This window comes from Flavihumibacter fluminis, from assembly GCF_021491375.1.
GTDB lineage: Bacteria > Bacteroidota > Bacteroidia > Chitinophagales > Chitinophagaceae > Flavihumibacter > Flavihumibacter fluminis.
Genome location: NZ_JAKEVY010000002.1, coordinates 881048 through 895391, shown reverse-complemented (window position 1 = coordinate 895391; position 14344 = coordinate 881048). Strand labels below are relative to the sequence as shown.

General features: G+C 44.5%; 16 protein-coding genes and 1 tRNA gene. 3 read left to right on the top strand and 14 right to left on the bottom strand.

The features are described 5' to 3' along the window. Window positions 1–4: 4 nt before the first annotated feature. The 9 genes from L0U88_RS10150 to fucP form a co-directional block, all read right to left on the bottom strand. On the bottom strand, window positions 5–1117 hold the full coding sequence (locus tag L0U88_RS10150; RefSeq protein ID WP_234865937.1) for an efflux RND transporter periplasmic adaptor subunit: 1113 nt from the start codon (window positions 1115–1117) through the stop codon (window positions 5–7). 58 nt (window positions 1118–1175) lie between these two features. Next, on the bottom strand, window positions 1176–1559 hold the full coding sequence (locus L0U88_RS10145; protein WP_234865936.1) for a hypothetical protein: 384 nt from the start codon (window positions 1557–1559) through the stop codon (window positions 1176–1178). 140 nt (window positions 1560–1699) lie between these two features. Continuing rightward, complete coding sequence (locus tag L0U88_RS10140) at window positions 1700–2263, bottom strand: c-type heme family protein (protein ID WP_234865935.1); 564 nt, start codon at window positions 2261–2263, stop codon at window positions 1700–1702. 15 nt (window positions 2264–2278) lie between these two features. Next, complete coding sequence (locus L0U88_RS10135) at window positions 2279–3061, bottom strand: carboxylesterase family protein (RefSeq protein WP_234865934.1); 783 nt, start codon at window positions 3059–3061, stop codon at window positions 2279–2281. 53 nt (window positions 3062–3114) lie between these two features. Further along, window positions 3115–4752 carry a UxaA family hydrolase gene (locus L0U88_RS10130; RefSeq protein WP_234865933.1) on the bottom strand — a complete coding sequence of 546 codons (1638 nt, stop codon included), beginning with the start codon at window positions 4750–4752 and terminating at the stop codon, window positions 3115–3117. Window positions 4753–4761: 9 nt separating this feature from the next. Further along, entirely contained in the window at window positions 4762–5547 is a 786-nt protein-coding gene (locus L0U88_RS10125; protein WP_234865932.1) for an L-fucose dehydrogenase, read from the bottom strand. 15 nt (window positions 5548–5562) lie between these two features. Next, window positions 5563–6417: a fumarylacetoacetate hydrolase family protein gene (locus L0U88_RS10120; protein ID WP_234865931.1), complete on the bottom strand. Its 855-nt coding sequence runs from the start codon at window positions 6415–6417 to the stop codon at window positions 5563–5565. Window positions 6418–6419: 2 nt separating this feature from the next. Continuing rightward, window positions 6420–7187, bottom strand: a complete 768-nt coding sequence (locus L0U88_RS10115; protein WP_234865930.1) for an SDR family NAD(P)-dependent oxidoreductase — start codon at window positions 7185–7187, stop codon at window positions 6420–6422. Window positions 7188–7197: 10 nt separating this feature from the next. Continuing rightward, window positions 7198–8478: an L-fucose:H+ symporter permease gene (fucP, locus tag L0U88_RS10110; protein ID WP_234865929.1), complete on the bottom strand. Its 1281-nt coding sequence runs from the start codon at window positions 8476–8478 to the stop codon at window positions 7198–7200. 244 nt (window positions 8479–8722) lie between these two features. Between fucP and L0U88_RS10105 the strand changes: the two genes are divergently transcribed. Then, window positions 8723–8807: transfer RNA gene (locus L0U88_RS10105), tRNA-Ser, on the top strand. Window positions 8808–8960: 153 nt separating this feature from the next. Here L0U88_RS10105 and L0U88_RS10100 read toward each other — a convergent pair. Then, window positions 8961–9578 carry a phosphoribosyltransferase gene (locus L0U88_RS10100; protein ID WP_234865928.1) on the bottom strand — a complete coding sequence of 206 codons (618 nt, stop codon included), beginning with the start codon at window positions 9576–9578 and terminating at the stop codon, window positions 8961–8963. A 10-nt stretch (window positions 9579–9588) separates the two neighbouring features. After that, window positions 9589–10236, bottom strand: a complete 648-nt coding sequence (locus tag L0U88_RS10095) for a dienelactone hydrolase family protein (RefSeq protein WP_234865927.1) — start codon at window positions 10234–10236, stop codon at window positions 9589–9591. A 103-nt stretch (window positions 10237–10339) separates the two neighbouring features. Between L0U88_RS10095 and L0U88_RS10090 the strand changes: the two genes are divergently transcribed. Further along, window positions 10340–11677: an erythromycin esterase family protein gene (locus tag L0U88_RS10090; protein WP_234865926.1), complete on the top strand. Its 1338-nt coding sequence runs from the start codon at window positions 10340–10342 to the stop codon at window positions 11675–11677. Between the two features lie 23 nt (window positions 11678–11700). On the opposite strand, the gene L0U88_RS10085 is transcribed toward L0U88_RS10090, so the two are convergent. After that, on the bottom strand, window positions 11701–12852 hold the full coding sequence (locus L0U88_RS10085) for an exo-beta-N-acetylmuramidase NamZ family protein (protein WP_234865925.1): 1152 nt from the start codon (window positions 12850–12852) through the stop codon (window positions 11701–11703). An 83-nt stretch (window positions 12853–12935) separates the two neighbouring features. Here L0U88_RS10085 and L0U88_RS10080 point away from each other — a divergent pair, with 83 nt between their 5' ends. After that, entirely contained in the window at window positions 12936–13511 is a 576-nt protein-coding gene (locus L0U88_RS10080) for a DUF4256 domain-containing protein (RefSeq protein WP_234865924.1), read from the top strand. A gap of 1 nt (window position 13512) precedes the next feature. Here L0U88_RS10080 and L0U88_RS10075 read toward each other — a convergent pair whose 3' ends face one another. Both L0U88_RS10075 and L0U88_RS10070 read right to left on the bottom strand, forming a co-directional pair. Beyond that, window positions 13513–13722 carry a helix-turn-helix domain-containing protein gene (locus L0U88_RS10075; protein ID WP_234865923.1) on the bottom strand — a complete coding sequence of 70 codons (210 nt, stop codon included), beginning with the start codon at window positions 13720–13722 and terminating at the stop codon, window positions 13513–13515. A 3-nt stretch (window positions 13723–13725) separates the two neighbouring features. Further along, window positions 13726–14274 carry a DUF2975 domain-containing protein gene (locus tag L0U88_RS10070; protein ID WP_234865922.1) on the bottom strand — a complete coding sequence of 183 codons (549 nt, stop codon included), beginning with the start codon at window positions 14272–14274 and terminating at the stop codon, window positions 13726–13728. Window positions 14275–14344 lie beyond the last annotated feature (70 nt).

The window sequence follows — 14344 nt, the reverse complement described above, 5'->3', positions numbered from 1 at the left end:
GTAGTTAATTAGAAGTAGTCACCGAAGTGAAAAGTGGATTAATTGTCATACCATCCCGCAGGTTCTGAATACCCTCATATACGATGGTATCGCCTGCATCAAGGCCAGATGCCACGATGTAATATTCAGCAACCCGACGCGCTGGTATAAATGGTTTTTGATGGATTTTTTTATCCGATCCCACCACATAAACAAAATGTTTGTCCTGTATTTCAAATACAGATTTCTGCGGCACCATTACAATATTGGATGCAATATTGCTGAGTCGTACCCTGCCGGACGCGCCGTGTTTGAGGATGCGCTCGGGGTTCGGGAAACGGGCCCGAAAGGCAATGGATCCGGTACTTTCATCGAATTCGCTTTCAATGGTTTCGATTTTACCTTTCTGTGGATATACAGTTCCATCTGCAAGAATCAGACTGACAATTTCTGTCTCAGTAAGCGATGCTTTATTCCCTTTCGTTAACTGCAGGTATTCAATTTCAGAAACGTTGAAATAGGCAAAAACCGAACGGTTATCTGAAAGGGTAGTCAGCAGGGTACCAGATTCAAGAAGGCTACCCCTTTTTAGTGGAATCCGGTTAACGATTCCATCAAACGGTGCCTTGATAGTGGTATAAGATAATTGCAGGTTCGCGAGGTCATGAGCCGACAGGGCTTCTTTCACTTTAGCCTGTGCCGCCATTAACCGGGCTTCTGCCAGTTTCAGTTCGGAAGTGGCCACCACATTTTTATCGGACAGTGTTTTTACCCTGCCAACTTCCAATTCTGCTGCATGCGCTTCAGCATGCGCATTGGACAATTGTGCTTCAGTTCTCGCCACGGCATTCGTGTATTCTGCCACATTGATAAGAAAAAGAGGTTGCCCCTGCCTTACAAATTGTCCCTCATCTACTAAAATCTGTTCCAGAAAACCATTCACTTTGGCACGGATTTCTACATTTTGGATGGCCTGAATATCGGCTACATACCCTGTATACAATGTTGTGTCAGATTGAGCCAGTTTAACTACCGGAATCTGGTCCGGTTCTTCAGTTGTTGCTTTTTTATCATCGCTGCTACAACCGTATAAAAAAAGAATGATGCCCCACGCTGCTGCACGGAAATGTCCAGTCATGTTGAATTATTATAATGATCACTTAAAAAATACTTGCTTCACAATTGGCAAGTGATCATCAAAAAGGCTTAAGGCGAAAAAGATATCCTACAAAATCAGGTTTGATGGAGAAATCTTCCGGCTGGTGCAGTGGAAAGATCACCAGCGCAGGTATAAATTTAATGAAGATATCAAGTCCGTTATCCGGAAAGGCAAGTTGAGTCATCCGGATAGTAACACTCCGTATGGCTTCCGGTATCCAGTTTCCAAATTCAAATCTCAGGGATGAAAAACTCAGATCTGTTTCCAGGTTTTCATAATTCTCCAGCACCACAGCTTGACTTACTGCATCAAAATTATTCTTGATAGCTGTCTGCTTTACCAATGTACCTGCTAATGGTAACATCAGTAGCAGAAACATGCCAATAAAAGCCTGTAACCCTTTTTGTAAAGGTAATTTCATTATATCGGTCCTGGGTTTTGTTGAATCGTTTCAAAGTTAAACCGAGGAAATCACTCTTAGACCAATGGCATCATGAAAAATTCCTTAAAGTTTTCTTAAGGAATGCGGTATTTAATTGACATACAATTTGTTTTAATACATCAAGGCAATTGAAATCGGATTTGCCAGAGGCCTCTCAGCTCACCTACGGAAAAACCCTTAGCCAGGTCATTCGGGTACAATGAATCAATGGTTGCAACCAGCGAAGCAGGAATATTGGAATTGGGTTGCCCATGACAGGTAAGGCACATTGGCTGAAGTAAAATCGGCTTATAATAATCAACCCGATTAGCCGTATGTACAAGCACTGGCTGAAGTGAATCCCCTGCTGCTAGTTTACTCTTATAATTATCCCAGACTGCTTTGCTTTCATCAGTTAAGTGATTCTGCGAATTGCGGTACCGTTCCGCCAGGCGTTCGATTTTAATAGAATCAGTATTCAACTGGTGGGTTAATGTCAGGGCATTCAGCTGACAGAACCGGATGGCTTTTTCTACTCCACTATCTGCTATGGCAGTTTGCAATGCGCCCCGAATCGTTTGAAAGGCTAAAGCAGAAAGACTGTCGCCGGTTTTCAGGTAATACGAATCTGTCCAGCCCTTAGGCTCCGAATGGCAAGCCACCAGTATTACCAGCAGCCATGCGATAATAAACCTGTTTTTCATGTGCTGTTATGCTGATTATTTTTTGCGTTTATAAAACCAACTTATAAAATCGGGTTCTGCAAATGCATTGTCCCAACTGTTGTGATTCACACCCGGATACTCAAAATATTCAACTGTTGCATTTAATTCTTTAAGGCGGGCCACCATTTCCTGCGACAATTTCACATTCACTACTGCATCTGCCGCACCATGAAATACACGGAAAGGAACCCTGGCTGTTTTTTTATTATATGCCTTGGCATTTCCACCACCACAGATGGGTCCGGCCGCCGCAAATAATTTTGGTTCTCTGTAAACGGCCTCGAAGGTGCCCATGCCTCCCATGGATAAACCTGTAACATATACTTTTCTTCTATCAACCGATCCTTCCTTTATCAATTGACGGGTCAATTCAATCGCTGCATTCAATGGTGCACTGGCGGCACCACTGTAATCAAAACTGATTTCAAAAGGAGTGGTATTGCGGTTTACATTGGCTTTGGCCCAGAAACTATTTTGTGGACATTGGGGGAATACAACAATTGCCGGATAACCTGTCCGGTTGGAATCCGCCAGGAATAATCTGGCACCATGTGTGAGCTGGGCTTCATTGTTATTACCTCTTTCTCCCGCTCCATGTAAAACCAGGAACATCGGATATTTTTTTGAAGCATCATAGTTCAGTGGATAGAGGATCCGGTACGGTAGCGTATCACCGCGACTACTGACAAAGGTTTTCTTTTCGTATTGGGAAAGATCCTGTGCACGAACGCTGCTGCTGAGCAGCGCAAATGAAATTAAAAAGAGGAAGTTACGCATCGTTTAAGCTTATGCTTAAAGATACCTAATCTTCCTCTTTTGAGACAGGTAGTTTATAGACTTACGCCTCTTTTCCAGGGAATGAAATCATCCTGATTTAACTGAACGGCTTTTGGAATCACTTCTCCACTGGCCGCGCGAATACAATATTCAAGAATCTCCTCTCCCATCTGCGCAATGGTCTTTTCACCTGTAATGATCGGTCCGGTATCAATATCGATGATATCTGCCATGCGTTTGGCAAGTGCGCTATTGGTGGCGAGTTTAATGGTGGGACAAACAGGATTCCCGGTTGGCGTACCCAGCCCGGTTGTAAAAAGAATCAGCGTAGCACCCGAAGCTGCCTTACCCGTGGTAGCCTCCACATCATTACCAGGCGTGCAAACCAGGCTCAGACCTGGTTTGGTTGCCGGTTCCGTGTAATCAAGAACATCTACCACCGGGGAGTTTCCTCCTTTTTTGGCTGCACCCGCGCTTTTAATCGCATCTGTAATAAGGCCATCCCGGATATTACCGGGAGAAGGGTTCATAAAAAATCCGGATCCGGCCTGGTGTGCCAGTGCGTCGTAGGATTCCATCAGCCGGATGAATTTTCGCGCAGTGGCTTCATTCACACTTCGGTCAATCAGATCCTGCTCCGCACCACAGAGTTCAGGAAATTCAGCCAGCAATACTTTTCCTCCAAGAGCCACCACCAGATCGGCACAGTAACCCACAGCAGGATTGGCAGAGATTCCACTGAAGCCATCACTGCCTCCGCATTTTACACCAATACATAATTTATCAAGGGAAGCCGGTTGCCGGTGTTGTTGATTAATCTGCTGCAGGCCTTCGAAACTGGTTCGAATGGCACTGGTAATCAACTCTTCTTCTGACTGTGATTGCTGCTGTTCAAAAACAAAAAGCGGTTTATCAAAATTTGGATTGAGTGCTTTCAATTCGTCAAGCAGTTGCCGGGTCTGCAGGTGCTGACAACCCAGGCTGAGAATGGTAACCCCTCCTACATTGGGATGATTGGCGTAAGCGGCAAGCAGTTTTCCAAGTATATCAGAATCCTGCCGGATACCTCCACAACCACCGTCGTGGTTCAGGAATTTAATCCCATCCACATTTGGAAAAACCCGGTGCTGAGATGCTCCATTTGAGTGAAGCTGCACATTGATCAGGCTTTCTCCTTTTTGCATTGCGTTTACCAGGTCCCTCGTATAGCGTTTATACTTCTCCGTTACACCATATCCCAGTTCATTTATAAGGGCTTCTTTAATTACCTGCAGGTTTCGGTTTTCACAGAAAACGGTAGGAATAAATAGCCAGTAATTAGCAGTTCCCACCCTTCCATCTGACCGGTGATAACCAAGGAAACTGCGGTTGCGAAATTTGTCTACATTAGGCGCTTCCCAATCCAACTGCACGTTTCTAAAAGCATAGGGATCTGCTGCATGCTTCAGATTTTCAGTAGTCAGGAGTCCGCCGGTTGGTACCGCTGTTTGCGCTTTACCCACCAGCACACCATACATGATAACAGGATCTCCTGCATTCAGCGCAGCTATAGTGAATTTGTGTTTGGCAGGAATATCTGACTGAAGCGGAATAGTCTGCCCATTCCATTCAATCAGTTCCCCTCTGGTAAGGTTTGTAAGTGCTACCAGTACATTGTCTTTTGGATGTACTTGCAGTATTGATGCATTCATTGTTGCAGGTTATTCTGTAATAATTTTATCCAGGTGAACGTATCCACCATCTACATGAATCAGTTGCCCCGTGGTATGACTTGATTTGTTCGAAAGCAGGAAGGCCGTTGTGTTGGCAATCTCTTCCGGTGTAGTCATGCGGTTTTCAAAGGGTATTCGCTTGTTGATGCTGTCGAGTTTTTCTTTTGGATTCGGAAGGGTTTCAATCCAGTTTGCATATTGGGGTGTCCAGCATTCAGCTACTATGATGGCATTCACGCGAATTCCGTATTTCAGTAATTCAACGGCCCATTCGCGGGTGAGTGCATTACGGCCACCATTAGACGCTGCATATGCAGATGTGTTTCCCTGGCCGGTTTCAGCAGTTTTGGAACTGATATTTACGATGGATCCTTTTGATTTGATCAGTGCCGGTAAGGCATGATGCGCCATCAGGTAATAATGCACGAGGTTGCGATGAAGGGAAGCCATGAAATCTTCATAATTGCCTTTCTCTAATCCCACTCCGTCATTTTTACCGGCATTGTTTACCAATCCATCTATCCTGCCAAACTTGAGCAATACATAATCAACGGCGGCTTTACAGGCTTTGGGGTCTGATAATTCAGCCGCAAACTGATCCGCTTTCTGTCCGGCGGCCAGTAATTCATCAACCAGTTTCTGGTTATCTTTTGCATCTCTTCCTATAATTACCGGGTGAGCACCCTCAGCAGCCAGCACTCTTACAATGCCTTCGCCTATGCCTTTGGCACCACCGGTAACCAGGATCACTTTATGTTGCAGTTCTAAATTCATGTAATCTTATTGTTGTTAGCGATTAAAAGCAAAACATTCCTGACGGGAAGTTCCGAGTCCGTCAATTCCCAGTTCCATCAAATCTCCTGGCTTCAGGTATACCTGCGGATTCATGCCCAGTCCCACTCCTGCCGGTGTTCCCGTTGAAATGATATCTCCCGGCAGCAGGGTCATAAACTGGGAAGTATAAGCAATCAGGTGCGGTATTTTAAAAATCAGGTTACTGGTATTGCCATCCTGCATTTTTTGTCCATTCACGGTGAGCCATAACCGAAGGTTGTGGACATCACTGATTTCATCTTTAGTTACCAGCCAGGGACCGATGGGGGCAAACGTATCACAGCCTTTTCCTTTATCCCAGGTACCACCCCGTTCCAATTGATAGGCTCGTTCACTGATATCATTGTGAAGTACATAACCTGCTACATAATCCAGAGCTTCGGCTTCTTCCACATAGCTGGCTTTTTTTCCGATGACGATAGCCAATTCCACTTCCCAGTCGGTTTTTTCGGATCCGCGGGGGATGGTTACATTGTCATTTGGTCCAATCAACGCTGTGGTGGATTTCATGAAAATCACCGGTTCGGCAGGTGGTGTAGCATTGGTTTCTTTTGCATGGTCAATATAATTGAGTCCGATGCAAACAATTTTCGAAGGTCTGGCAATGGGAGCGCCTAACCGGATACCGGCAGGTATTTCAGGCAGTTCCGCACCCAGTTCCCTGATCACATCAGCCAGCCGATTCAGACCATCTTCCGCAAAAAAAGCTTCATTGTAATCATCAAAATGCGCGGAAACATCCAGTTGTTTTCCATCTATAAGAACCCCCGGTTTTTCATGGCCCGGGTTACCAAATCGAATCAGTTTCATTTCTAGGTATTTAGCGTAATAAATCCTCCATCGATCGGATAATCTGATCCGGTGATGAAAGAGGCTTCATCAGAACAGAGGTAGATCATCAGGTTGGCGATTTCCTCCGGTTTTCCCATTCTTCCAATAGGCTGACTGGCCGATAATTTTTCAAACATTTCTTTTTCTTTTCCGGGATAATTTTTCGTGATGAATCCATCTACAAATGGTGTATGTACCCTTGCAGGTGAAATGCAGTTCACCCGGATTTTATCTTTCAGGTAATCTTTTGCAGCAGATAATGTCATCGCTAATACGGCTCCCTTGGTCATACTGTAAGCAAACCGGTCCGAGAGTCCAACTACCGCCGCGATGGAACTCAAATTCAGGATCGCTCCTCCTCCTTTTGCCTGCATCTGGGGGATGGCGGCCAACATACAATTGTAAACACCTTTCACATTCACGCGAAACAAGCGATCAAAATCTGCTTCCGTAGTAGTTGTTACACTGCCTACATGAGCGATACCCGCATTGTTAATGAGTACATCAACCGGACCGATTTGCTGAAAGATTTCCAGCATTCGAGCCTGGTCGGATACATCACCCGTATGGATAAACGTTTTTGCAGAATAATCGTGCAGTTCCTCCTGCAGTGATGGCCACCCGTTTTCATTGAGTTCGATTACATGAACCGTAGCTCCCTGCCTGGCAAAGGCAATAGTGGCAGCTTTCCCGATACCACTGGCACCCCCGGTTATAACAACTGATTTATTGGAATAATTGAATAACATTTTTATATAATTAGTGTCCGGATTGCAGGGCAACCACTTCGTTTTTATTTGACTGTGAGTAACCGAAAATTCCAACAACTATAAAACAGATCAATGGAATCAGGTAGGAAATCTGAATGTTTCCGCCGGTAAGATCAGAAAGTTGTCCCATTAATACCGGGAAGAATGCTCCTCCCACAATTGCCATTACCAGCAAAGACGAAGCCATTCTTGAAGCAGCACCCAATCCTGCGATTCCCAACGCAAAAATGGTGGGGAACATGATCGACATAAAGAAAGGCACTGCCATTACTGCATAAACTGCTATGGGACCTGAAACAAAGGATGCCAGCAACAACAGCACTACACAAATGGAAGAGTAGATAACAAGCAGGCGTGCCGGACTGATAAATTTCATAAAAAAGGTACCGGTAAACCGACCTACCATGAATCCGACCATTGCCAGTGACAGGTATTGTGAGGCGGGAATTTCAGGAAGATCCATTGTGTATTTGGAAAATCGAATGAAAAAACTACCCACTCCTACCTGCGCGCCTACATAAAAAAACTGCGCCAATACAGCCCAGCGAACCTGGGGAATAGCTAATACTGAAAAGGAGAATTTATCCTCTTTTTGATTGGCATCAACGGTGGCTTCTTCTCCTTCCGGCAATTTCACCACCAGGAAAAGCGCAACCAGTATGAATACAACAATTCCTATAATGAGGTAGGGCATCCGAACAGCGTTTGCTTCCTCCTGCAGGTAGGCCTGTAGGGTACCGCTTTGTTCCATGGCTTTTAAGGTATCCGGACTGTGTTCAATACCGGTAAGAATGAATTTACCACCAATCAGGGGAGCGAGAAAAGCGCCTACACCATTAAAGGACTGAGCAAAATTTAATCGTTGCGTAGCAGTAGCGGGGTCACCGAGTTTGGTGATATATGGGTTGGCAATTGTTTCCAGGAAGGTTGCACCCGCGGCAATTACAAACAGCGCAATCAGGAAAAAGGTATAGGAACGGGTATCTGCAGAAGGAAGAAACAGCAGAGCACCAGCACCATACAGAACCAATCCAAATATGATACCTTTTTTATATCCATATTTATTCATGAACCATCCGGCAGGTAAAGCGATCGCGAAATATCCCATATAAACAGCAAAATCAATCAGTGCAGATTGCGTATCATTTAGCTGGCAGGCTTTTTTCAGATGGGGAATCAGGATCGGGTTGATATTGTGCAAAAAGGCCCAAAGGAAAAACAACGAGGTAACCAGGATAAACGGTAAGAGATACTTGTTTTTGGATGACATGCAAACTTGATTTATGGATAATCCATTTAATTCTGGAAAATTACTGGCTTAGCAGGCTGATGGGGCCGTCAAATTGCGCAAATTATTCGATTATATTAACAAGTTATTAGCATACAGACAATTATATATACCTGTCGGTTGCCCAATGGGCCAGACAAGCATTGATTTTCAGGAATTTCGAAGAAAATGGCCTGTATCTGAAAAAAAATTTTGGCAATTGAACTCAACCCCTAATTTTGCGCCCGGAGAGATGGCAGAGCGGTCGAATGCGGCGGTCTTGAAAACCGTTGACTGTAACAGGTCCGGGGGTTCGAATCCCTCTCTCTCCGCATCTAAAAAGCAAAAGCGCAGGCCTGGTAAGGGTTTGCGCTTTTTGTTGTCTTAGAGTAGAGATCTTTGGCTACTCACACCTCCTTCTAACTTTTTACAATTCATTCTAAACGTTAAACAACTTATTAGTGCTGACCGGTTTTTTTGAAGCGCTAGTTGGCTTTTTTAGCAAGGTAATCGGCAACTTCTTCATCACTCACCTGGCTGAAATCCTCATAAAACCCTCCTACCCCATAAAACATATCCGGAATCAGCAACACAACCATATCATCTACCTGCTTAGTTAGCTTGCTTACCGCCGCTTCGGGAGCAACCGGAACTCCGATTATTATATTTTTCGGACGGCTTTTTTTAATCAGTTGCACAGTGGCAAGCAAGGTATTACCAGTAGCAATGCCATCATCCACAATGATCACGGTTTTACCTTCCAGTTCTGCGGCCTCCTTTTTTGCTTCAAAACGATCATGCATTTCGGTCAAACGTTCCCGGACCCTAATCAACTCCTGTTCGACATATTCTGCTGGCACTTCCTCATGTGGAACAATAAAATAATCCGTCAGGCTGGCTGCCCCGATAGCATATTCCTTATTATTCGGATGCCCTATCTTTTTGGTTAGTACCAGTTCCAGGGGTAATCCCAGCTCGCGCGCTACGGCATAACCAACCGGCACTCCTCCCCGGGGTATTGCCAGTACGATGCCGTTCTCGTTTTTATACTTGCTTAATTGTTGAGCCAGCGCCAAACCGGCTTCGATCCGATCCTGGAACATTTGAATAGTATTAATGAGACAACAGGTATTTTTCAAACCAGCTGATGGCCAGTTCACCTACTTTTTCCATCGCCCCTTTTTGTTCAAAAAGATGAGTGGCACCCGGAACGATTTCAATTCTTTTTTCACAAACCATCCTTGCGGCAGCCTGTTCATTCAACTGCAGCACTTCTTCATCCAGGCCACCCACAATCAATAACACAGGAGCTTTCAATTGGGAAAGCGCTTTAGTTCCTGCCAGATCCGGTCGGCCACCTCTTGACACAACCGCCCTGATCTGGGGAAGGCTGCTCGCCGCATTTAGAGCAGATGCAGCACCCGTACTGGCACCAAAATACCCGAGACTGAGTTCCTGCATAAAGGGAAGACCTTCCAGCCATTTGGTAGCCCCTATCAGACGATTGGTCAATAAGCCAATATCGAACCTGTTCTGGTAAAGCAAATCCTCTTCCCAGGTTAACAAATCAAATAACAAGGTACCGATTTTATGCTGGTGCAGGTAACCGGCCATTAACTGGTTGCGCGGACTCATTCGGCTGCTGCCACTCCCATGCGAAAATATCACCACGCCTACTGCCTGCTCCGGAATCATTAATTCACCTTCTACTTCCACATCCTGTATGGGAATACTTACAATTTTGTTGAACTTCCAATTCATCTCTAAATGTATTTAAATCAATTCCGAAAAACCTTGACGCTTCTCAACAAAAGCCTTGACTGTGCTCATTGGCAGTGGGTAATAAAAGGAGTTGATTTGATGCATGCAACGCCATCATACAACACCCCCGGATATCAATGAAACAGAATTGATAAGCCTTATTAAACAATGGGCTTATCCTCTAAATAGTAAAGCCGACTTGCAGCCTTTGTTTGACAGAATTGGGGATAGCAGCATTGTGATGCTTGGAGAAGCAAGCCACGGAACCCATGAGTTCTACACCTGGCGTGCACATATTACAAAGCGGTTAATTCAGGAAAAAGGGTTTCAGTTCATTGCAGTAGAGGGCGACTGGCCAGATTGCTACCGGCTCAATCGGTTTATCAAAGGATTAGATGAAAAGGACAAAAGCGCATTTAAAGTATTGCAGGCTTTTAACCGATGGCCAACCTGGATGTGGGCCAACTGGGAGATGGTTGCATTGGCCGACTGGCTATATGAATTCAATAAGAGCATACCACTTAACAAACGGGCAGGATTTTACGGATTGGATGTATATAGTTTATGGGAAAGTATGGAAAGCATAATCCGATACCTGGAAAAAACCGACCCTGCTTCTTTAACAACTGCATTGGAGGCTTTCCGTTGTTTTGAACCGTATCAGAAAGAAGAAGGTCGCGGTTATGCAAGAGCTTCTCAATTTGTACCTGAATTATGTCAGCAGGAAGTGGTTGAGTTACTGAAAGAAATTCAGTCTAAATCCGTCCTTTATAATTCCGACCCTGAGAATGTTTTCAGTGTAGAACAGAATGCACGGATCGCTGTTAATGCGGAAAAATATTACCGCGCCATGATAAAAGGGGGACCGCATAGCTGGAATCTGCGCGACCGGCACATGGCTGATACCCTGGATGATTTATTGGAATATCATGGAAAAGATGCCAAGGTAATTGTATGGGCCCACAATACCCATATCGGAGATGCAAGAGCTACAGATATGGCAGCTGATGGCATGCTTAACTTAGGAGAACTGGCCAGGATTAAATACGGAGAGCCCAATGTAGTACTGGTGGGATTTGGCTCCTATAAAGGATCTGTTATTGCAGGCAAAAACTGGGGCGCTCCCATGCAGGCATGGAAGTTACCGGATGCTGCAAGGGGAAGCTGGGAAGACCTGCTGCATAAGGCAGGCCACCAAAATCAACTATTACTTATGGAGGATTTCATATCCAATGATACACTACTTGAGCATCCCATTGGACATCGAGCCGTTGGTGTTGTGTACAATCCGCAATACGAAGCATATGGCAATTATGTTCCCAGCATATTGCCACTTCGATACGATGCATTTATTCACCTGGATGAAACCAGGGCGCTCCATCCACTCCATGTTGATGCTGCAGCAGCCCAAATGCCGGAAACTTATCCGTTTGGGGTGTAGCAAGTAGTAGTAGTACAACCATTTTAATAAAGCAGATGTGCTGCCATGATCTGCTTCCATTCCACACCTACATCTAAAGGAGGCAACTGATTTGAGCTGATTGTAGAGAAGGCCTCAGGTATTCCCAATAATTTATCCAAATGCCTGGTACCGTCTGGATTGGCTGCCGTATAATACCTGCGCTCCAATACCTGATCAGGATAAAAACGCATTAGCAGCAGTATCAACTCAATACCCATCCGTACCGGACGAAAATGAATTTCATCAGTAACACGGAATTGAAGTCCATGACATGTTTCCCCCTGGTAAATACTGCTATCCGGAATATAATGGATAGATTGACACAGAACACCTGGAAGGTTCAATGCAGTAAACGCATTGGCCAGCATTTCGCCATTGATCCATGGCGCACCACAACAGGTAAAAGGGCGATCCGTGCCTCTGCCTTCATTTATAAATATACCTTCCAGCAGACCGGTGCCAGGATACAAGAGGGCCGTTTCAATATCCCGGATGGCGGGAGAAGTGGGAATAAATGTCCAGCCGGATGAAGCAGTGGTAGTCAACCGGTTCCAATTCTTTACAGGGATCACCTTTACATTCAGATCAGGCAAACGGGTTGCCGCAAAATACCTGGCCAGTTCTCCAAGTGTGCAGGAATGCCGAAGCGGGATGGACCAACTACCAATAAAAGAAGAACAATAATTTTCGTCTAACATGGGACCTTCTGCCCTGCCAGGATCACCACCCAATGGATTAGGCCGGTCCAAAACATACAATGGCTTTTGCAAACTGGCACAACGCTCCATCACATAGGTCAGGGTCCACAAATACGTATAAAACCGACATCCCACATCCGGAATATCAAAAAGCACGGCGTCAAGATCCACCAGGTCTTCAGGGTCAGGAGCCATTTTATCTCCATATAAGCTTATAACTGGCAAACCGGTTAATGCATCTATACCATCCATTTGCCGTGCACCATCTGCACCTGTTGCCCGCACCCCATGTTCCGGAGCAAACAAACGAATAAGATTGAATCCTGCATCCAGTAAAGCCTTCCTGCTTCGTATACCTGTAGACGTTAGCGCCACTTCATTGGTTACAAGCCCCCACCTATTAGCCTGCTGTTGTTCAAAACCGGCTATAAACCGGTCGATTCCCATTTGTACCATAATTTAGCTTGCATCCCCAATTTAAGGATTTAGACTTTTCCTCTATTTTCTTATTTTACATACACTACCTTAAATTTTGATCCATGAAAAAAAACCATCATTCAGACAAGACACTATCCGCAATCGAAAAACAGCAATTGCTTGCTACCTTAAAGTCAAGGTTTGAAAAAAATCCAGGCCGCCATAAAGAACTGGATTGGAATAAGATTGAAAAAAAACTGGAGAAAAAGCCAGAAAAATTATGGTCGCTACAGCAAATGGAGGCTTCCGAAGGTGAACCGGATGTGATAGGCTATGATAAACAAACAGACAGCTACTGGTTTGTGGACTGTTCGCCTGAGAGTCCGGCCGGCAGAAGAAGTTACTGCTATGATCCCGAAGCACTGGAATCAAGGAAAGCAAACAAACCTGCAGACAGCGCCCTCAATATTGCAGCAGAAATGGGTATTGAGCTGTTAACCGAAGAGGAATACCATTTACTGCAGCAAACCGGCAGCTATGATCTCAAAACATCCAGCTGGTTACTAACTCCTGCGACTATACGAAAATTAGGTGGCGCTATTTTTGGGGACAAACGATTTGGACGCGTTTTCATATACCACAATGGCGCGGAATCTTACTATGCAGCAAGAGGATTTCGGGGTTTATTGAAAGTTTGAGCTACGGCTTCTCGCGGTATTCCAAAATATCAGCCGGCTGACATTCCAATGCCTTGCATATGGCATCCAGCGTGCTAAAACGAATAGCTTTTGCTTTTCCCGTTTTAAGAATGGAAAGATTAGATAAAGTAAGTCCCACTTTTTCAGATAATTCATTCAGCGACATTTTTCGCTTGGCCATCATAACATCCAGGTTTACAATAATTGCCATGGCTTAAACAGTTAGATCATTTTCAGTTTGTATTTCTATACCTCTCTTAAATATCAATGCAATTACGAAAAGCACCACTCCCATAAAAAGCCATACATCTGCACCTGCAAGTCCCATGTATTGGATTTCCGGCATGCTTGTCCCCTGCTGTTCCAACCAATCCGTATAGCGTGTTCCCCAATTGGCAAAGAGTCCAATGCCAAAAGACACATATGACATGTTGAAAATAGACCGGCCGATTACCGGTTTAAATGGTTCTGAGAGATCCAGTTTTTGATCGTGCAATACTTTTATTATGATGTAAAAAAGCACTGCTTTCAGAATAGCAACAATTGTCATCAGAGTGGTAATGGTTAAGAACTGTCCTTTGTCGGACCGAAACAAAGCCGACAAATCAACATTGGACCAATACATTCTGGCTTCGTTTTGATTGAAGAAAAATGTATAAATGGTATTAAATAAAAATCCCCCTGCTTCTATACAAACACCTACAAAAATGATCCAGGAGATGACCTGGATAACCACGAGTAACTGCTTGGTACTAAATTTCATATTGGCTGGTCTTTATTGGTTTTACAACACAAATATAGAAATATTTATTGTTTTTCAATAAATTTTTAGT